Source organism: Bradyrhizobium sp. CB1015, from assembly GCF_025200925.1.
In the GTDB taxonomy this organism is placed as follows: Bacteria; Pseudomonadota; Alphaproteobacteria; order Rhizobiales; family Xanthobacteraceae; genus Bradyrhizobium.
Genome location: NZ_CP104174.1, coordinates 2,866,081 through 2,886,485 on the forward strand (window position 1 = coordinate 2,866,081; position 20,405 = coordinate 2,886,485).

The 20,405-nt window shown below is 66.3% G+C and carries 14 protein-coding genes; all 14 read left to right on the forward strand.

From position 1 onward, the window contains the following. Positions 1 to 65: 65 nt before the first annotated feature. The 14 genes from mraY to ligA all read left to right on the forward strand — a co-directional run bounded on the left by mraY (position 66) and on the right by ligA (position 20,172). Positions 66 to 1,169 (forward strand): phospho-N-acetylmuramoyl-pentapeptide-transferase, encoded by a 1,104-nt coding sequence (gene mraY, locus N2604_RS13070; RefSeq protein WP_260375034.1) that lies wholly within the window; start codon positions 66 to 68, stop codon positions 1,167 to 1,169. 111 nt (positions 1,170 to 1,280) lie between these two features. Further along, the gene (gene murD / locus N2604_RS13075; protein ID WP_260375035.1) at positions 1,281 to 2,678 is read left to right on the forward strand and encodes a UDP-N-acetylmuramoyl-L-alanine--D-glutamate ligase; all 1,398 of its coding nucleotides are present in this window, start codon (positions 1,281 to 1,283) and stop codon (positions 2,676 to 2,678) included. Positions 2,679 to 2,907: 229 nt separating this feature from the next. Next, complete coding sequence (gene ftsW / locus N2604_RS13080) at positions 2,908 to 4,059, forward strand: putative lipid II flippase FtsW (RefSeq protein ID WP_260375036.1); 1,152 nt, start codon at positions 2,908 to 2,910, stop codon at positions 4,057 to 4,059. A gap of 182 nt (positions 4,060 to 4,241) precedes the next feature. After that, on the forward strand, positions 4,242 to 5,342 hold the full coding sequence (murG, locus tag N2604_RS13085; RefSeq protein ID WP_260375037.1) for an undecaprenyldiphospho-muramoylpentapeptide beta-N-acetylglucosaminyltransferase: 1,101 nt from the start codon (positions 4,242 to 4,244) through the stop codon (positions 5,340 to 5,342). 185 nt (positions 5,343 to 5,527) lie between these two features. Beyond that, a complete protein-coding gene (gene murC, locus N2604_RS13090; RefSeq protein WP_260375038.1) occupies positions 5,528 to 6,931 on the forward strand; it encodes a UDP-N-acetylmuramate--L-alanine ligase in 1,404 nt (467 codons plus the stop codon). A 203-nt stretch (positions 6,932 to 7,134) separates the two neighbouring features. Then, a complete protein-coding gene (murB, locus tag N2604_RS13095; protein WP_260375039.1) occupies positions 7,135 to 8,055 on the forward strand; it encodes a UDP-N-acetylmuramate dehydrogenase in 921 nt (306 codons plus the stop codon). A gap of 95 nt (positions 8,056 to 8,150) precedes the next feature. After that, a complete protein-coding gene (locus N2604_RS13100) occupies positions 8,151 to 9,137 on the forward strand; it encodes a D-alanine--D-alanine ligase (protein WP_260375040.1) in 987 nt (328 codons plus the stop codon). Positions 9,138 to 9,484: 347 nt separating this feature from the next. After that, positions 9,485 to 10,513 carry a cell division protein FtsQ/DivIB gene (locus N2604_RS13105; RefSeq protein ID WP_260375041.1) on the forward strand — a complete coding sequence of 343 codons (1,029 nt, stop codon included), beginning with the start codon at positions 9,485 to 9,487 and terminating at the stop codon, positions 10,511 to 10,513. Beyond that, the gene (ftsA, locus tag N2604_RS13110; RefSeq protein WP_260375042.1) at positions 10,510 to 11,832 is read left to right on the forward strand and encodes a cell division protein FtsA; all 1,323 of its coding nucleotides are present in this window, start codon (positions 10,510 to 10,512) and stop codon (positions 11,830 to 11,832) included. Before N2604_RS13105 ends, ftsA begins: the two co-directional genes overlap by 4 nt. A gap of 87 nt (positions 11,833 to 11,919) precedes the next feature. Continuing rightward, positions 11,920 to 13,707 (forward strand): cell division protein FtsZ, encoded by a 1,788-nt coding sequence (gene ftsZ / locus N2604_RS13115; protein WP_260375043.1) that lies wholly within the window; start codon positions 11,920 to 11,922, stop codon positions 13,705 to 13,707. Between the two features lie 363 nt (positions 13,708 to 14,070). Then, positions 14,071 to 15,033, forward strand: a complete 963-nt coding sequence (gene lpxC, locus N2604_RS13120) for a UDP-3-O-acyl-N-acetylglucosamine deacetylase (RefSeq protein ID WP_260375044.1) — start codon at positions 14,071 to 14,073, stop codon at positions 15,031 to 15,033. 242 nt (positions 15,034 to 15,275) lie between these two features. Next, complete coding sequence (locus tag N2604_RS13125) at positions 15,276 to 16,166, forward strand: outer membrane protein assembly factor BamD (RefSeq protein WP_260375045.1); 891 nt, start codon at positions 15,276 to 15,278, stop codon at positions 16,164 to 16,166. Positions 16,167 to 16,179: 13 nt separating this feature from the next. Next, complete coding sequence (recN, locus tag N2604_RS13130; protein WP_172787253.1) at positions 16,180 to 17,853, forward strand: DNA repair protein RecN; 1,674 nt, start codon at positions 16,180 to 16,182, stop codon at positions 17,851 to 17,853. Between the two features lie 165 nt (positions 17,854 to 18,018). Then, positions 18,019 to 20,172 carry an NAD-dependent DNA ligase LigA gene (gene ligA, locus N2604_RS13135; RefSeq protein ID WP_260375046.1) on the forward strand — a complete coding sequence of 718 codons (2,154 nt, stop codon included), beginning with the start codon at positions 18,019 to 18,021 and terminating at the stop codon, positions 20,170 to 20,172. Positions 20,173 to 20,405 lie beyond the last annotated feature (233 nt).

A 20,405-nucleotide genomic window follows, 5' to 3' on the forward strand; every position in this document is an offset into this window, starting at 1 on the left:
GTGACGAAGACCAGCGAATGCGCGTGAGGCACCCGGACGTGCAAAGGCGCCATAGGACCGTCTGAATGTTTTACTGGCTGATCGAGCTTTCCAACACATTTCCGGGCTTCGGTGCCTTCCGCACCGTCCTGAACGTCTTTCGCTACATCACCTTCCGCACCGGCGGCGCCATCGTGACCGGCGCGCTGTTCGTGTTCCTGTTCGGCCCCTGGATCATCGATCACTTGCGCATCCGGCAGGGCAAGGGCCAGCCGATCCGCACCGACGGTCCGCAATCGCATCTCGCCAAGAAGGGCACGCCCACCATGGGCGGGCTGATGATCCTGTCCGGCCTCACGGTCGGCACCGTGCTGTGGGCCAATCCGCTCAATCCTTACGTCTGGATCGTGCTGGCGGTGACGCTCGGCTTCGGCTTCGTCGGCTTCTATGACGATTACCTCAAGGTGACCAAGCAGACCACGACCGGGTTCGGCGGCAAGCTGCGCCTCGTGATCGAAGCCGTGATCGCGCTGGTCGCCTGCTATGCGCTGGTGCGGCTGAACCGCGATCCCGCCTCGACCGCGCTGACGATTCCCTTCCTGAAGGATACCGTGCTGCATTTCGGCTGGTTCTTCGTCGTCTTCGGCGCCTTCGTCATCGTTGGCGCCGGCAATGCGGTGAACCTCACCGACGGTCTCGATGGCCTTGCCATCGTGCCCGTGATGATTGCGACCGCAAGTTTCGCGATGATCGCCTATCTCACCGGCAACTTGGTGTTCGCCGACTACCTCCAGATCAAATATGTCGCCGGCACCGGCGAGCTCGCGGTGCTCTGCGGCGCGCTGCTCGGCGCCGGTCTCGGCTTCCTCTGGTTCAACGCGCCGCCGGCCTCGATCTTCATGGGCGACACCGGCTCGCTCGCGCTCGGCGGCATGCTCGGCGCGATCGCGGTGGCGGTGAAGCACGAGATCGTGCTCGCCGTGATCGGCGGCCTGTTCGTGCTGGAGGCGGTCTCGGTGATCGTGCAGGTGGTGTCGTTCAAGCTCACGGGCAAGCGCGTGTTCCGGATGGCGCCGATCCACCATCACTTCGAGCAGAAGGGCTGGACCGAGCCGCAGATCGTGATCCGCTTCTGGATCATCTCGGTGATGCTGGCGCTCGCCGGCCTCTCGACGCTGAAGCTGCGGTGATGATGGTGGTGTTCCAGAGCCGTCATTCCGGACGGCGCGAAGCGGCGATCCGGAATCTCGAGGTTCCGGGTTCGACGCTGACGCGTCGCCCGGAATGACGGAGGAGAAATCATGATCCCGATCACCTCCTTCGCCGGCAAGACGGTCGCGGTGTTCGGCCTCGGCGGCTCGGGGCTCGCCTCCTGCCATGCGTTGAAAGCCGGTGGTGCCGAGGTGGTCGCCGCCGACGACAATGCCGAGAACGTCGCCAAGGCCGCGCAGGCCGGCTTCATCACCGCGGATTTGCGCAACGTCTCCTGGGCGAAGTTCGCAAGCCTCGTGCTCGCGCCCGGCGTGCCGCTCACCCATCCGGTGCCGCACTGGAGCGTCTTGAAGGCGCGCGAAGCCGGCGTCGAGGTGATCGGCGATATCGAGCTGTTCTGCCGCGAGCGGCGCCGCCACGCGCCGGACGCCCCGTTCGTCGCCATCACCGGCACCAACGGCAAGTCGACCACGACGGCGCTGATCGCGCATCTGACCAAGGTCGCCGGCTACGACACCCAGATGGGCGGCAATATCGGCACGGCGATCCTGTCGCTGGAGCCGCCGCGCATGGGCCGCGTCCACGTCATCGAGATGTCGTCCTACCAGATCGACCTCACGCCCTCGCTCGATCCCTCCGTCGGCATTTTGCTGAATGTTAGCGAGGACCACATCGATCGGCACGGCACCATCGCGCACTACGCCGCGGTGAAGGAGCGCCTCGTTGCCGGCGTGCAAGGCGGCGGCACCTCGATCGTCGGCATCGATGACGGCTATTGCCGCGACATCGCCGATCGGCTCGACCGCGCGGGCAAGAACGTGGTGCGCATCTCCGTCAAGAACCCGCTCGCGTCAGGCATTTATGTCGAGCACGGCACCGTCGTGCGCGCCTCGGGCGGCGCCCGCAGCGAAGTCGTCGCGCTCGGCGGCATCGGCTCGCTGCGCGGCCAGCATAACGCGCAGAACGCGGCCTGTGCGGCCGCCGCCGCGCTCGCCATGGACATCAGCCAGGACGTGCTGCAGAACGGCCTGCGCAGCTTTCCGGGTCTTGCGCACCGCATGGAGCAGGTCGGCCGCCGCGGCAACGTGTTGTTCGTCAACGATTCCAAGGGCACCAACGCGGACGCCACCGCGCATGCGCTGTCGTCGTTCTCCGATATCTTCTGGATCGCCGGCGGCAAGCCGAAGGCGGGTGGCATCACAAGCCTGACCGGCTATTTCCCGCGCATCCGAAAAGCCTACCTGATCGGCGAAGCCGCGCAGGAATTTTCCGGCACGCTCGGCTCGGTACCGCATGAGATCAGCCAAACGCTCGACGTCGCGGTCGAACACGCCGCGCGCGATGCGGAAGCCTCGGGCCTCACTGATGCCGTCGTGCTGCTGTCGCCGGCCTGCGCCTCCTTCGACCAGTACCGCAATTTCGAGATCCGCGGCACCAAGTTCCGCGAACTGGTGCAGGCGCTGCCGGGTGTGAAGCCGGTGGTGTAGGGCGCGCACTCGTGTCCCGGACGCGCTGCAGCGTGTAACGCTGCTGCGCAGAGCTGGGACCCAGTAGCCGCAATGGGCCCCGGCTCTGCAGCGCACCACGCCGCGAAGAGGCGGCGCGTTGCGCTGCGTCCGGGGCACGAGACTCTCCACAACTTCATCAACTCCATTAACCCCCCGGTAACCAACCTCGGCGACCAATGGACGGACCTCTGTCCGAAAGCGGTCGCCCATGCTCTCCCGTGAAGAACGCACCCCCTTTTCCGAGTGGTGGTGGACCGTCGACAAGCCGCTGATGGGCGCCATCCTGGGGCTGATGCTGACCGGGGTGATCCTGTCGCTGGCGGCGAGCCCGCCGGTTGCAACCCGCATCGGGCTCGATGCCTTCCACTTTTTCAGCCGCCATGTGCTGTTCCTCGTGCCATCCTGCATCGTGCTGCTCGGGGTGTCCTTCCTGTCGCCGCGCGCGATCCGCCGCTCGGCCCTGATCATCTTCGCGGCGAGCATCGTCCTGATCGTGCTCACGCTGGCCATTGGCCCCGAGGTGAAGGGCTCGCGCCGCTGGATCACCCTGCTCGGCGTCAACATCCAGGCCTCCGAGATCGCAAAGCCGTCCTTCGTCGTGATCGCGGCCTGGCTGTTCGCGGAATCGACCAGGCGGCCGGAGATGCCGGCGACCTCGATGGCGCTGGTGCTGCTGTTGATGCTCGTCGCGCTATTGGTGATGGAGCCGGATTTCGGTCAGACCATGCTGATCCTGATGGTCTGGGGCTCGCTGTTCTTCATCGCGGGCATGCGCATGATCTGGGTGTTCGGCCTCGCAGGTCTCGGCGCGGCCGGCCTGTTCAGCGCCTATCTGTTCGTTCCTCACGTCGCGGGCCGCATCAAGCGCTTCATGAACCCGGCCTCGGGCGACACCTTCCAGGTCGATACCGCCATGGAAGCTTTCTACAACGGCGGCTGGTTCGGCCTCGGACCCGGCGAGGGCATCGCCAAGCGCAGCCTGCCGGACAGCCACACCGACTTCGTGTTTGCGGTCGCGGCCGAGGAGTTCGGCATCATCCTGTGCCTTGCGATGCTGGCGCTGTTCGCCTTCGTCGTCATCCGCACGCTGTCGCGCGCCTATGCCAACGAGGACATGTTCTCGCGCTTTGCGGCCTCGGGCCTTGCGATCCTGTTCGGCGTGCAGGCAGCGATCAACATGTCGGTGAACCTGCAGCTCATCCCCGCCAAGGGCATGACGCTGCCGTTCATCTCCTATGGCGGCTCCTCGATCATCTCGCTCGCCTATGGCGTCGGCATGATGCTGGCGCTGACGCGGCTGCGCCCGCGCACCGAGGTCGAGGCGAGCGGCCACGCCGAGGCGATGCGCAGTTACGCGTGATACAGGTTTCGTGTCCCGGACAAGCGAAGCGCAGAGCCGGGACCCAGGATGCCGCAGCCATGGGCCCCGGTTCAGCAGCGCATCACGCTGCGAAGGGCAGCGCGCTGCGCTGCGCCCGGGGCACGAACACCTGAGCGGCCGCGCTCGCCATGCCGGAAAACTCCCTGTAAAACTCCCTCACCATGGACACGTCCCCCCTGATTCTTCTCGCCGCGGGCGGCACCGGCGGCCATCTGTTCCCGGCCGAGGCGCTCGGCGTCGAATTGATCCGGCGCGGCTTTCGCGTCCGCCTCGTCACCGACGAGCGCGCGCTGCGCTACAGCGGGCTGTTCAGCAAGGACATGATCGACGTCGTCAGAAGCGAGACTGCGCGCGGCCGCAATCCGCTTCAGCTCGCCTATGCCGGCCTCACGCTCGCCGCCGGCACGCTGTCGGCCTATGCCCTGATCAAGCGGTTGAAGCCCGTCGCCGTCGTCGGCTTCGGCGGCTATCCGACGCTGCCGCCGCTGGTCGCGGCGAAGTTCGCGGGCGTACCCGGCATCATCCACGACGCCAACGCCGTGCTGGGCCGCGCCAACCGGTTCCTGTCGAGCCGCGTGCGCGCCATCGCGACGTCCTTGCCCGGCGTGCTCGATCGCGATCCGGCGCTCTCAGGCAAGACGACGACCGTCGGCACGCCGATGCGTCCGGCAATCCTCGCGGCCGCTGCGGTGAAATATGCCGCGCCCGAGCCGAACGGTCCGCTGCGTCTGCTCGTCGTCGGCGGCAGCCAGGGCGCGCGCATCATGGCCGACATCGTGCCGGGTGCGATCGAGCGGCTCGAGCCTGCGCTCTGGAGCCGTCTCATTCTCACCCAGCAGGTGCGCGAAGAGGACATGAGCCGGGTGCGCGCCGTTTACGACAAGCTCAAGATCAAGGCCGAGCTCGCGCCGTTCTTCACGGATCTGCCGGCGCGGCTCGCCTCCAATCATCTCGTGGTATCGCGCTCCGGCGCGGGCACCGTGGCCGAGCTCGCCGCGATCGGCCGGCCCTCGATCCTGGTGCCGTTGCCCGGCTCGATCGATCAGGACCAGTTCGCCAATGCCGGCGTGCTGGTCAAGGTCGATGGCGCGATCCGCATCCCGCAGACCGAGTTCACCTCCGACCGGCTGGCGTCCGAAATCTCCGCCTTCGCCGCCGAGCCCGCGCGCCTTGCCGCCATGGCTGAAGCCGCGAAGGGGGCGGGGCGGCTCGATGCGGCCGAGCGGCTGGCGGATCTCGTGGTCAAGGTCGCGGGGTTATAGCACCTGTCATTCCGGACGGGACGCGAAGCGGACCGATCCGGAAGCTCGAGATTCCGGGTTCGCTCGCGGTGCGAGCGCCCCGGAATGACCAAAAATGCCCCTTGTCATGCCCGGCGAAAGCGGGGCATCCAGTAGCCGACGCCGCTTGATTTGAATCTCAGGCTTCGCGACGTCAAGGAGATCCCATGAGACTGCCGCGCGAGATCGGACCCATCCACTTCGTCGGGATCGGCGGGATCGGCATGAGCGGCATCGCCGAGGTGCTGGTCAATCTCGGCTATGCCGTGCAGGGCTCGGATGCCGCCGACAATTACAATCTCGACCGGCTGCGCAAGAAGGGCGCGAAAGTCTCGGTCGGCCACAAGGCCGAGAATATCGAGGGCGCCGAGGTCGTGGTCGTGTCCTCCGCGATCAAGCGCGACAACCCGGAACTGATGGCGGCGCGCGAGAAACGCATTCCCGTGGTGCGCCGCGCCGAGATGCTGGCCGAGCTGATGCGGCTGAAGAGCTGCGTCGCCATCGCCGGCACCCACGGCAAGACCACCACGACGACCATGGTCGCAACGCTGCTCGATGCCGGCGGGCTCGACCCGACCGTGATCAATGGCGGCATCATCAATGCCTACGGCTCCAACGCGCGGCTGGGGGCCGGCGAGTGGATGGTAGTGGAGGCCGACGAGAGTGACGGCACGTTCCTGAAGCTGCCGACCGATGTCGCGATCGTCACCAATGTCGACCCCGAGCATCTCGATCACTTCAAGACCTTCGAGGCCGTGCAGGACGCTTTCCGTCATTTCGTCGAGAACCTGCCGTTCTACGGTTTTGCCGTGATGTGCATCGATCATCCCGTGGTGCAGAGCCTCGTCGGCAAGATCGAGGATCGCCGCATCATCACTTATGGTGAGAATCCGCAGGCCGATGCGCGGCTGGTCGATCTCACCGCGGGCGGCGGCGGCTCGAAGTTCAAGGTCGTGATCCGCGACCGCAAGACCGGCACCACGCATGAGATCGCCGACCTCGCGCTGCCGATGCCGGGCCGGCACAACGCCTCGAACGCGACGGCTGCAATTGCGGTCGCGCATGCGCTCGGCGTTTCCGACGACAAGATTCGCAGCGCCATCGCAGGCTTCGGCGGCGTCAAGCGGCGCTTCACCAAGACCGGCGAGTGGAACGGCGTTACCGTGATCGACGATTACGGCCATCACCCCGTGGAGATCGCGGCCGTGCTGAAGGCAGCGCGCGATTCCTACGCCGGCAAGGTGATCGCCGTGGTGCAGCCGCATCGCTACACCCGTCTGCAATCGCTGTTCGAGGAGTTTTGCACCTGCTTCAACGATGCCGACGCGGTTGTCGTTGCCGACGTCTATGCCGCCGGCGAGGCGCCGATCGACGGCATCGACCGCGATCACTTCGTCGCGGGCCTGCGCGCGCATGGTCACCGCGAGGTGATCCCGCTGCCGGCAGCGACGGAGCTCGCGGGCATCGTCAAGGGATTGGCGAAACCAGGCGATCTCGTCGTGTGCCTGGGCGCAGGCAACATCACGCAATGGGCGTATGCGCTGCCGGACCAGTTGAAGGCGCTGGGGTGAGCATGCTGATGAAGCGCTCGCAGCTAGCCGCAGGGCACACTGCGCTCCCTCCCCCTTGTGGGGGAGGGCGGGGGAGAGGGGTGGCCACAAACTCCGACCTCGCTTGGGGCTACCCCCTCCCTGACCCTCCCCTACAAGGGGGGAGGGAACGGAGGTAGTGTGCCTGCCTTACGGAGCACGCGTTTTCTCGTGAGCGCTCGCGCATGAGTTTCCCCGACATCACCCCGTCACTCAAAGCCGCGATGCCCGAGCTTCGCGGCCGGCTGCTGGCGAACCAATCGCTGGCCGAGCTCACCTGGTTTCGCGTCGGCGGTCCCGCGCAGGTGTTGTTCACGCCGGCGGACGAGGATGACCTCGCTTACTTCCTGGCGCATCTCGCCCCCGACATTCCCGTCTACGTCATCGGCGTCGGCTCCAACCTCATCGTGCGCGACGGCGGCATTGCCGGTGTGGTGATCCGCCTTGCGCCGCGCGCCTTCGGCGAGGCGATTGCGAGCGGCGACGTCGTCACCGCAGGCACGGCCGCGCTCGACAAGCGCGTGGCGGAAGAGGCGGCATCCGCCAATATCGGCGGGCTCGAATTCTATTTCGGCATTCCCGGCACGATCGGCGGCGCGCTGCGGATGAATGCCGGTGCCAATGGCGGCGAGACCAAGGACGTGCTGATCGAGGCGAGGGGCGTCGGGCGCGACGGCACCAAGCACGTCTTCTCCAACGCCGACATGAAGTTCGTCTACCGCAGCAGCGGCGTCGATCCGTCCATCATCTTCACCTCCGCGCGCTTTCGCGGCGAGATCAGGGATGCGGAGGCGATCCGCGCGCGCATGGCGGAGGTGCAGAGCCATCGCGAGACCGCGCAGCCGATTCGCGAGAAGACCGGCGGCTCGACCTTCAAGAATCCGCCCGGCCATTCCGCCTGGCAGCTGGTGGATGCCGCCGGCTGCCGCGGCCTGCGCGTCGGCGGCGCGCAGGTCTCGGAGATGCATTGCAACTTCCTGATCAACACGGGCGATGCCACCGCGCACGACATCGAGACGCTGGGCGAGACCGTGCGCGAACGCGTGAAGGCGAATTCCGGAATTGAGCTACACTGGGAAATCAAGCGGATCGGGATTCCGATCTAACAGTCATTCCGGGGGCGCGAAGCGCGAACCCGGAATCTCGAGATTCCGGGTCTGGTGCTTGCGCACCATCCCGGAATGACGAAATGAGAGGACACATGCGCATCACCATCCTCTTCGGCGGCTCCAACCGCGAACGTCTGGTCTCGGTTGCCACAGCCCAGGCGCTGCACCAGGCGCTGCCCGAGGCCGACCTCTGGTGGTGGGACGTCGAGGACAAGGTGCACGTCGTGCAGTCGAAGCAGCTGCTCGATCATGCCCGCCCGTTCGAGGACGAGTTCAAGCCGGGCACGACAGGCATTCCGCTCGCGCAGGCGCTCGACCGGGCCAAGGCGGAAGATCGCGTGCTGGTGCTCGGCCTGCATGGCGGCCGCGCCGAGAACGGCGAATTGCAGGTGATGTGCGAGGCGCGCGGCGTGCCCTTCACCGGCTCGGGCTCGGCGTCCTCGCATCTCGCCTTCGACAAGATTGCGGCCAAGCGCTTCGCCGCGCTCGGCGGCGTGACGCCGCCGGAAAATCTTGCGCTCGATGATATCGACGAGGCCTTCGCAGAATACGGCCGGTTGATCGCAAAGCCCGCGCGCGACGGGTCGAGCTACGGCCTGATCTTCGTCAACGCCAAGCAGGACCTCGTTGCCGTCCGCAACGCGGCCAAGCATGAAGACTATGTCATCGAGCCCTACATCGCCGGCGTGGAGGCGACCTGCGGCGTGCTGGAGCGCACCGACGGCTCGATTATCTCGCTGCCGCCGATCGAGATCATTCCGGGTGAGGGCAATTTCGACTACGCGGCGAAATATCTTTTGAAGTCGACCCAGGAGATCTGCCCCGGCCGCTTCGCACCCGAGATCACCGCTGCGCTCAAGGCGCAGGCGATGCTGGCCCATCGCGCAATGTCCTGCACCGGCTATTCGCGCTCGGACTTCATCGTCTCGGACAAGGGCCTGGTCTATCTAGAAACCAACACGCTGCCCGGGCTGACCAAGTCCTCGCTCTACCCCAAGGCGCTGAAGGCCGAAGGCATCGAGTTCGTCGACTTCCTGCGCGGCCTGGTCGAGCTCGCCTGCCAGCGCGTGCGGAAATAGTCAGGACTGGTTAACGGCGGAATCGGCGAAACGGGCCGGTTTGGCGACCAAAACCGGTAAAATGCCGGACATCGCGGCGCAAATGCCTCACATCGCGGGGCAAAATGCGCAAGTCGTTAACGAATTTTACCTTTTGTTTACCAGGACGTCCGAAGGTTAACGCTGGCGGCGCATATGGCGCTTTGGCTGCCGGCGCGTGAGCTGTCGCGGGTGATGTCACCTCCAGCGAACGCTTTGAAGGGGAGAGGTTTTCTTCTGCTGAAGACCAGCACCCGGCCCGGCACCGAGACGTCATGTTCGCCAGGATCCGCGCGATGTCGCGGGCAAACTGTTGACGAGCTCGTGCAATGGATGGAGCAGGAAGCCTCACCCGGTCGCTTTTCAGATCGCTGAGGCCCCAAGCTGACCTGAAGGCGGCCGCTATCGGAGCGGTCGTGCTTCTGCGCGAGTGGATGCAGGACAAGCACGAAGAGGCGCGCGCTGCCGCCAAGGACAAGGCCAAAGCCAAAGCAAAGGCCAAGGCCGTCGTCGAGCGCGAGCCGCCGCCGCGCCTGGTTGCCCTGGTCGAGCGCTTTCTGCCGCGCCGGGTCGGCCTCAGCATGACCGTGCTGCTCCTGATCGGCAGCTGCGGCTTCGGCATCGTCAAGGGCGGCCATCTCCAGGATTTCGTCACCGCGGTCAGCGATGCCCGCAACGCGCTGGCCAATTCCGCCGGCTTCCGCATCACCTCGGTCGTGATCAACGGCCGCAAGCAGCTGACCCAGGACGAGATCCTCGCGATCGGCGGCGTCAGCGGCCGCTCCTCGCTGCTGTTCCTCGATGCCGACGCGGTGCGCGACAAGCTCAAGGCCAATCCCTGGATCGCGGATGCGACCGTGCTGAAGCTCTATCCGGGCCAGCTCATGATCGAGCTCACCGAGCGCAAGGCGTTCGCGCTGTGGCAGGAGGCCGGCCGGCTTTCCGTCATCGCCGACGACGGCGCCGTGCTCGAGCCCTATGTCTCGCGCCGCTTCCTGTCGCTGCCGCTCGTGGTCGGCAAGGGTGCCGACACCCAGGCGCGCGATTTCCTGGCGCTGCTGGCGCGCTATCCGCAGGTCAATTCGGTGACCAAGGCCGCGATCTACGTGGGCGAGCGGCGCTGGAACCTGCGCCTCAAGGACGGTCTCGACATCCGCCTGCCCGAGCAGGACGTCGGCAACGCGCTTGCGATGCTGTCCAAGCTCGACAAGGAAGACCGGCTGTTCTCGCGCGACATCGTCACCGTCGACATGCGCCTGCCGGACCGGCTGGTGGTGCAGCTCTCCGACGACGCCGCCAAGGCGCGCGAGGAGCTGTTCAAGGACAAGAAGAAAAAGAAGGCCGGGGATTCCGCATGACCGGTCTTGATCGCACCCAGACGCCGAAGACGCGCCCGATGCCGCACAAGCGCGGCGGCATCGTCGCCTGCCTCGATATCGGCACCAGCAAGATCGCCTGCATGATCGCGCGGCTGAAGCCGTCGCCGCCGAGCGATGCGCTGCGCGGCCGCACCCATGCGGTGGAGTTGATCGGCTACAGCCAGATCCAGGCGCGCGGCATGAAGGCCGGCGCGGTGATCGATCTCGGCGAATGCGAGCAGGCGGTGCGCCAGGCCGTCGGGCTTGCCGAAAAGATGGCCAAGGTACGGGTCGAGTCCGTGCTGCTGTCGGTCTCGGGCGGCCGGCCCGCCGGCCAGCTGGTCGAAGCCGCCGCCGACATTCGTGGCGGCGCCGTGACGCCGGCCGATGTCAGCCGCGTCACCTCCACCGGCATGCGCCACGCCACCGGCGAAGGCCGCACCGTGCTGCACGCGCTGCCGGTCGGCTACACGCTCGACGGCGTCAAGGGCATCCGCGATCCCCGTGGCATGGTCGCGCACCAGTTCGGCGTCGACATGAACGTCGTCACTTGTGACGCCACCGTGGCGCGAAACCTGATGCTGGCGGTGGAGCGCTGCCACATCAATGTCGAAGCCATGGCAGCGAGCCCCTATGTGGCCGGCCTGTCGGTGCTGACCGACGACGAGGCCGATCTCGGCGCCGCCGTCGTCGAGATGGGCGCCGGCACCACCACGATTGCCGTTTATTCGGGCGGCCGCTTCGTGCATGCGGCGGGTTTTGCGGTCGGCGGGCAACACATCACGATGGATCTTGCGCGCGGACTCTCGGCGACCATTGCCGATGCCGAGCGAATCAAGACCTTATACGGTACCGTCATCACCGGCGGATCGGACTCGCGTGAGCTGATGTCTGTGCCGACAGCCGGTGACGAGCAGGATCTGCCGCAGATCGTCTCCCGCGCCACCATCGCGAACATCGTCAAGCACCGTGCCGAGGAAGTCTTCGAAATGGTTCGGGACAAGCTGAAGGATTCGCCCTTCGCCGCAGAGCCCAACGGCCGCGTCGTGATCTCGGGCGGCGCCTCGCAGCTGACCGGTCTCGTCGATCTCGGTACCCGGATTCTCGGCCGGCCCGTGCGGGTCGGCCGTCCGCTCGGTTTCGGCCGGCTGCCCAACGAGGCGAAGAACGCCGCGTTCGCGGTGCCGACCGGACTTCTCGTCTACCCGCAATATGTTCACCTCGAACATGTCGAACCGCGGCATACGCGGCAGCAGATCAAGACAGGGACCGGCGGATATTTCGGAAAGGTCGGACGATGGCTACGCGAGGGCTTCTGATGACCGCATTCTGCAATCTTCGATTTTCACCAACTCCCGCGGCCACCGGCCGGGGCGAACCCACGCGCGCGTGATCGAGAGGCAACCATGACCATCAGCATCAATGTTCCTGATATTCACGAACTGAAGCCCCGGATCACCGTGTTCGGCGTCGGCGGCGCCGGCGGCAACGCCGTGAACAACATGATCACGGCGGGCCTGCAGGGCGTCGACTTCGTGGTCGCCAACACCGATGCGCAGGCGCTGACGATGTCGAAGGCGCAGCGCATCGTGCAGATGGGCACGGCCGTCACCCAAGGCCTCGGCGCCGGCTCGCAGCCGAACGTCGGCGCCGCGGCGGCGGAAGAGGTGATCGACGAGCTGCGCGACCATCTGTCGGGCGCCAACATGGTGTTCGTCACCGCCGGCATGGGCGGCGGCACCGGCACCGGCGCTGCTCCCGTGATCGCCAAGACCGCGCGCGACATGGGCATCCTCACCGTCGGTGTGGTGACCAAGCCGTTCCACTTCGAGGGCCAGCGCCGCATGCGCACGGCCGAAGCCGGCATCGCCGAGCTGCACAAGGTCGTGGATACGCTCCTGATCATTCCGAACCAGAACCTGTTTCGGGTCGCCAACGAGAAGACCACCTTTGCCGACGCCTTCGCGATGGCCGACCAGGTGCTCTATTCGGGCGTTGCCTGCATCACCGACCTGATGGTCAAGGAAGGCCTGATCAACCTCGACTTCGCCGACGTGAGAGCGGTGATGCGGGAAATGGGCAAGGCGATGATGGGCACCGGCGAAGCCTCCGGCGACAAGCGCGCGCTGACCGCCGCGGAAGCGGCGATCGCCAACCCGCTGATCGACGATAGCTCGATGAAGGGCGCCAAGGGCCTCCTCATCTCTATCACCGGCGGCAAGGACCTCACCCTGTTCGAGGTCGACGAGGCCGCGACCCGCATCCGCGAGGAAGTCGACCAGGACGCCAACATCATCGTCGGCGCGACCTTCGACGAAGCGCTCGACGGCCTGATCCGCGTCTCGGTCGTCGCCACCGGCATCGAGCAGGCTGCAATCGCCCGCAATAGCCAGGCGACGGCCGCGCCCGTCGCCAACCCGGCACCGCAGGTGCAGCAGGCTGCCGCCCCGGCCGCCGTTGCCGAGAGCCGTCTCGCCGACCTGACCGCCCGGCTCCGTGCCGACAACCAGCGTCTGGCGGAGCGCGCCCAGAAGCTGGAAGCTCAGCCCCCGGCCGCCGCGCCGGCTCCCGGGGCCGCCGCGCCCCGTCAGAACGTCGAGCGCGCTGCGCTCGCTGCCATCGCCGCTGCGGTTGCCGAGGTGCCGCAGGCGCCAGCGCCGCAGACCTATGGCGACGTCACCGTGCGCCCGATCGCGCAGAAGCCGACCCTGTTCCCGGAGCCCGACATGGCCCCGGTCGCGGTGCAGGAGCCGATGACGCCTGATACCTTCATCCCGCCGCAGGCCGAGCGCCCGGCCCGCGCGCCGCGCATGCCGCGAATCGAGGAGCTGCCGATGCCGGCGCAGGCCGAGATTCGGCAGGCCCGCGGCGAGGCCGAGGAAGAGACCCCTCAGAAGACCCGCCTGTCGCTGCTGCAGCGCCTCGCCAATGTCGGCCTCGGCCGTCGCGACGAGGAAAGCGAGCCGCCGGTCGCGGCCCGTACCGCCGGTCCCGCCATGCCGCCGCTGCCCGAGCGCCGGCCGCAGAAGACCGTGGCGCAGCAGATCGCATCCAGCGAGCCGGTATCGGAGTATGCCCGCCGTCCCGCGCCGCAGGGTCTGGACGTCCATGGCCGCCCCGCACCTGTTGCGCCGGCGCCACAGGGTGATGACCATCTTGATATCCCGGCCTTCCTGCGGCGGCAGGCGACCTGAGGATTGTTACAATAAGGCAGACGAAAAAAGGTCCCGGCGAGAAGCTTGCCGGGACCTTTCCTTTTGCACCGGGCATGTCCGGATTGCGCAGCCAAGCAACTGATTTTAAATCATTAATTACATATTCGGTGGTTCAGTAAAACTGCCGGCAATGGTCCCGAACGCCGGCGCAATTTGGTTAAGCCTTGGCGCGAATACGGCAGGTTTGGGGTAACAATCGGTAAAAAAGCGTGAGTTGGCGCTGTTTGAGGCAGCAACTATGGTTTGCCGTGACTTGGGGATACGGAGATTCGGAAGCGTCGGCTCTGGCCGGCCAAGCGGGTCTCGTATAAGTCGCAGTGGGTCGTAGTGGGGCGGTTCCTGATGAAATTTAGCCGGCAAACAACGCTTCGTGCGCAAGCCTCTGTGGCAGGCGTGGGCGTTCATTCCGGTCTTCCCGTTACTCTCACGCTTGGGCCTGCGCCTGTCGACGCGGGTTTTATTTTTGTCCGGACCGGACTTGAGGGGAGTGATCGCGAAGTCCAGGCGACCGCCGACCAGGTGATCGCGACCGACTTTGCCACCGTCCTCGGCGACCGCACCGGTCCGCTGGTGTCCACCGCCGAGCATGTGCTTGCTGCGCTGCGGGGAATGGGCGTGGACAACGCCACCATCGAGATCGACGGTCCCGAAGTCCCGATCATGGACGGCAGCGCCGCGGCCTTCATCGCGGCGATCGACCAGGCCGGCATTGTCACCCAGCCGGCGCAGCGCCGCTTCATCCAGGTTCTGAAGCCGATCTCGGTCAAGATCGGCGACTCCTTCGGCGAGATCAGGCCCCACGCCAATGGGTTCCGCGTCGAGGTCGAGATCGATTTCACCAATCCCGTCATCGGCCAGCAGGCTTACGCCTTCGACGTCAACGCTGAAGGCTTCCGCCGCGAAGTCGGCCGGGCCCGGACCTTCGGCCTGATGTGCGATGTCGCGCGGCTCTGGAGCGCTGGCTACGCCCTCGGCGCCTCCTTCGAGAACACCGTCGTGTTCGACGACGAGCGGCTGCTCAACACCGAAGGCCTGCGCTACGCCGATGAATGCGCTCGCCACAAGGTGCTGGACGTGATCGGCGACCTCTCGCTGGCCGGCCTCCCGCTGCTTGGCGCCTACCGCTCGGTGCGTGGCGGCCACAAGCTCAACCATGCCGTCCTGACCGCGCTGCTCGCCGACCGGACCGCCTGGCGGGTGGTCGAGGGCGAGGCTGCCCGCCGCACCACGCGTCCCGTGGGCGAGGTCGGTCGCGGCATCGTCGGCGGCCGCATCGCTGCGGCCTTCGGGCCGGATGTGTCCTGACGCGGCCTGCCGCCTTCGGAACGTGGTTGGCGATCCCCGGGAAACTCCTGGTAACCATGATCGGCTAGCATTGCGGCAGGTTCGCCTTAATCCGGGCGAAATGCCTCCCTATCCGGTTCGTTAACGATCGTTTTTGGATACATCGGCGTGGTCGCATGGCAGGCACCACGGTTACATTTCGCGCCCATGAGGGGTTCGTGGGCTGGCGGACACCGCATCACAGGGCGTCAGGGCTAAAACTCATGTCGGCACAGCGTATGACGCGCGGATATTTCTCGGTCTCGTCGCGAGCCCGCGGGCTGCTTCGGACCGTCACCTTCATCATGCTCGCGCTGCCGCTCGCCGGATGCGGCACGGGCGCGCTCTGGGACAAGTTCACCGCCAAGGACGACACCTTCGTCGAGGAGCCCGCCGACAAGATCTACAATGAGGGCCTGTACCTCATGAACGAGAAGAAGGACATGAAGGCGGCGAACAAGAAGTTCGAAGAGGTCGACCGCCAGCATCCTTATTCCGACTGGGCCCGCAAATCGCTGCTGATGTCGGCCTACGCGTCCTATCAGGGCGGCGATTATGACGGCTGCATCGGCGCCGCCACCCGCTACGTCACGCTGCATCCCGGCAGCCCGGATGCGGCCTATGCGCAATATCTGATCGCCGCCTCCCACTACGACCAGATCCCGGACATCAGCCGCGACCAGACCCGCACCGAAAAGGCGATCGCGGCGCTGGAAGAGGTGGTGCGCAAATATCCGAACTCGGAATATGCGACCTCGGCGAAAGCCAAGATCGAGGGCGCACGCGACCAGCTCGCCGGCAAGGAAATGAATGTCGGCCGCTACTACGCCCAAAAGCGCGACTACACGGCCGCCATCAATCGCTACAAGACCGTCGTGACGCAGTACCAGACCACCCGCCATGTCGAGGAGGCGCTGTTCCGGCTGACCGAGGCCTATATGGCGATCGGCATCGTCGGCGAAGCGCAGACCGCGGCGGCCGTGCTTGGGCACAATTTTCCTGACAGCCGCTGGTACAAGGACGCCTATAATCTTGTAAAATCCGGCGGTCTCGAGCCGAGCGAGAATCAGGGGTCCTGGATCAGCCGGACCTTCAAGAAAATGGGTCTCGGCTAGGAAATTTGGTTCCATGCTGGCGCGTCTGTCGATCCGTGACATCGTCCTGATCGAACGGCTCGATATCGAATTCGCCTCCGGCCTCGCGGTTTTGACCGGCGAGACCGGTGCGGGCAAATCCATCCTGCTCGATGCTTTTGCGCTGGCGCTCGGCGGCCGCGGCGACGCCGGCCTTGTGCGTCACGGTGCGGAGCAGGGGCAGGTCACCGCGGTGTTCGATGTCCCGAAGAATCACCCTGCGACCAAGATTTTGGCCGAAAACGGCCTCGACGACACCGGTGAGATGATCCTGCGCCGCGTGCAGCTCGCCGACGGCCGCACCCGCGCCTTCATCAACGACCAATCGATCAGCGTGCAGACGCTGAAGGCGGTCGGCACCGCCCTGGTCGAGATCCACGGCCAGCACGATGAGCGCGCGCTGGTCGATGCCGCCACCCACCGCCGCCTGCTCGACGCTTTTGCCGGCCTCGAAAAGGATGTCGCGGCCGTCGAAGCGCTCTGGGACGCGCGCCGCACCGCCAACACCGCGCTGGAGGAGCATCGCGCCGCGATGGAGAGCGCGGCGCGCGAGGCCGATTATCTGCGCCACGCCTCCGACGAGCTGAAGCAGCTCGCGCCCAAGGACGGCGAGGAAACCGCGCTGGCCTCCCGCCGCACCACCATGATGCAGGGCGAGAAGATCGCCTCCGACCTGCGCGAGGCGCAGGAAGCCGTCGGCGGCAATCATTCGCCGGTCGCAGCGCTCTCGGCGGCGGTGCGCCGGCTGGAGCGCCGCGGCGTCAACTCGCCGGCGCTGGTCGAGCCGGCGGTGAAGGCGATTGACGCTGCGATCAACGCGCTGGAGGAGGCCGATCAGCACCTCCAGGCGGCGCTGGCCGCGACCGATTTCGATCCGGCCGAGCTCGAGCGTATCGAGGAGCGGCTGTTCGCATTGCGCGCCGCCTCCCGCAAATATTCGACGCCGGTCGACGGGCTCGCCGCGCTGGCGGCCAAATATGCCGCAGACGTGGTCCTGATCGATGCCGGCGCCTCGCGCCTGAAGAAGCTGGAGCAGGCCGCGATCGAGGCGGACAGCCGCTATGCGGCGGCCGCCAAGAAGCTGTCGCTGGCGCGGCAGAAGTCAGCCGAGAAGCTCAACAAGGCGGTCAATGCCGAGCTCGCCCCGCTCAAGCTCGAACGCGCCAGGTTCATGACCCAGGTCGAGACCGACGAGGCCGCGCCCGGGCCGCAAGGTTTCGACCGCGTCGAGTTCTGGGTGCAGACCAATCCGGGCACCAAGCCGGGTCCCTTGATGAAGGTCGCCTCCGGCGGCGAGCTGTCGCGCTTCCTGCTCGCGCTCAAGGTCGTGCTGTCCGACCGCGGTTCGGCGCCGACGCTCGTGTTCGACGAGATCGACACCGGCGTCGGCGGTGCGGTGGCCGACGCCATCGGCGGACGCCTGGCGCGGCTTGCCGGCAAGGTCCAGGTCATGGCCGTGACACATGCCCCGCAGGTCGCCGCCCGCGCCGACCAGCACCTCCTGATCTCCAAGGACGCCCTCGACAAGGGCAAGCGCGTCGCCACCCGCGTCAATGCGCTCGCCGCCGACCACCGCCGCGAGGAGATCGCCCGCATGCTGGCGGGTGCCGAGATCACGGCCGAAGCGAGGGCGGCGGCGGAGCGGCTGCTCAAGGCAGCGACGGCTTAGCTCTCGTGTCCCGGACGCGCGTAGCGCGAGCCGGGACCCAGAATGCCTGCCGCGACATGGGCCCCGGCTCTGCAGCGCCCCGCTGAAGGAGCGCTGCGCTGCGTCCGGGGCAAGCGATTTCCACACGCCTTTACCGTGCCACCCGCTCCGTCGTATCCAAGCGCCATGGCCAGAGCAGCAAAATCCAAAGCAACACCGCTTCGCGACGTCGCCGACCTCACCAAGGCGCAGGCCAAGGTCGAGCACATGCGGCTCGCGCTCGAGATCGAGGGGCACAACGAGCGCTACTATCAGGAGGATGCGCCGACCGTTAGCGACGCCGAATACGACGCGCTGCGCAAGCGCCTCAACGCGATCGAGAAACGTTTTCCCGAGTTCGTCACCGCGGAATCGCCCTCGCAGAAGGTCGGCGCCGCACCATCGGGGCGCTTCAAGAAAGTCCGGCATGCCGTGCCGATGCTGTCACTGGACAATGCCTTTGCGGAGGAGGACGTGCGCGACTTCGTCGGGCGCATCGTGCGCTTCCTGAAGCTCGACGACGACAAGATCAGTTTCTCCGCCGAACCGAAGATCGACGGCCTCTCGATGTCGCTGCGCTACGAGGGCGGCGAGCTCGTCACCGCCGCGACGCGCGGAGACGGCGCGGTCGGCGAGGATGTCACCGCCAACATCCGCACGCTCGAAGACGTGCCGCAGAAGCTGAAGGGCCGTAACATCCCCGACATCTGCGAGGTGCGCGGCGAAGTCTACATGACCAAGAAGGCGTTCCTGGCGCTCAACGAGCGGCAGAAGGCGGCAGGCGATACCATCTTCGCCAATCCGCGTAATTCGGCCGCCGGCTCGCTCCGCCAGAAGGACCCGACCATCACCGCCTCCCGTCCCCTCGGCTTCTTCGCCTATGCCTGGGGGCAGATGAGCGCGATGCCGGAGGATACGCAGAGCGGCATGATCGGCTGGTTCGAGCGCTGCGGCTTCAAGACCAATCCGCTGACCAAGCTCTGTCACTCGGTCGAGGAGCTGCTCGCCTTCCATCATGCGATCGAGGAGCAGCGCGCGCGGCTCGACTACGACATCGACGGCGTCGTCTACAAGGTCGACCGCATCGACTGGCAGGAGCGGCTCGGCTTCGTGTCGCGCACGCCGCGCTGGGGCATCGCGCACAAATTCCCGGCCGAGCGCGCCATGACGGTGCTGCGCGACATCGAGATCCAGGTCGGCCGCACCGGCTCGTTCACGCCGGTCGGCAAGCTCGAGCCGGTCGGTGTCGGCGGCGTGATCGTGCAGAACGTCACGCTGCACAATGAGGACTACATCAAGGGCATCGGCAACAAGGGCGAGGTGCTTCGCGAGGGGCGCGACATCAGGATCGGCGACACCGTGGTGATCCAGCGCGCCGGCGACGTCATCCCGCAGGTGGTCGACGTCGTCCTGGACAAGCGGCCAAAAACCGCCAGGGAATTCCACTTCCCGAAGAAGTGCCCATGTCCGCTGCACACCGACGTCGTGCGCGAGGAGACGGCGACGGGTGAGGAGGGCTCGCGCGCCCGCTGCACCGGCGAGTTCGCCTGTCCCTACCAGAAGATCGAACATCTGAAGCTGTTCGTGTCGCGGCGGGCCTTCGACATCGACGGCCTGGGCGAGAAGCAGCTCCAGTACTTCTTCGACGAGGGCTGGGTGAAGGAGCCCGCCGACATCTTCACGCTGGAGAAGCGCAACGCCAAGCTCAAGCTCGAGGAGATCGAAGGCTACGGCGCGACCTCCGTGCGCAACCTGTTCGGTGCCATCGAGACCCGGCGCAAGATTGCACTGGAGCGCTTCATCTACGCGCTCGGCATGCGCCATGTCGGCGAGACCACGGCGCTGGCGCTGGCGCGCGGCTACGGCTCGTGGGATGCGTTCCACGATGCCTGCCTGAAAGTTGCCAATGGCGACGAGGAGGCGATGGCCGAGATGGATGCGCTCGACCAGATCGGCGACACCGTCATCAGGAGCATCGCCGATTATTTCGGCGAGAGCCACAATCGCGGCATCGTCGAGCGCCTGACCAAGGAGGTCGAGATCGTCGACGCCGAGAAGCCGAAGAGCAATTCGGCGGTGGCCGGCAAGACCGTGGTGTTCACGGGATCGCTGGAGCGAATGACGCGAGATGAAGCCAAGGCCACGGCCGAGCGGCTAGGGGCCAAGGTGTCGGGCTCGGTTTCGAAAAAGACCGATCTCGTCGTCGCGGGCCCCGGCGCCGGCTCGAAGCTCGCGGACGCCAACAAGCACGGCGTCAAGGTGCTGACCGAAGACGAGTGGCTGAAGCTGATCGCGGAGTGAGGGGCGCGCGGCTCTCACATTCCGTCGTCATCGCACAGGCGGTCTCGCAACAAGCGTCCCGTAATGATACGCGGGCGCAAGAGTTCCTTCACCTTTCGCGTTGACCCGATGTTTACCGCTTCACGTGAGGCCGCATTTACCAATGCGCGACGACGTCCCGTGAAAACACCTGCATTCGCTTGAGTGTGCCGCCTGCGCAACGCGGATTAACGCCCCGGCAACCTAAATTAGAT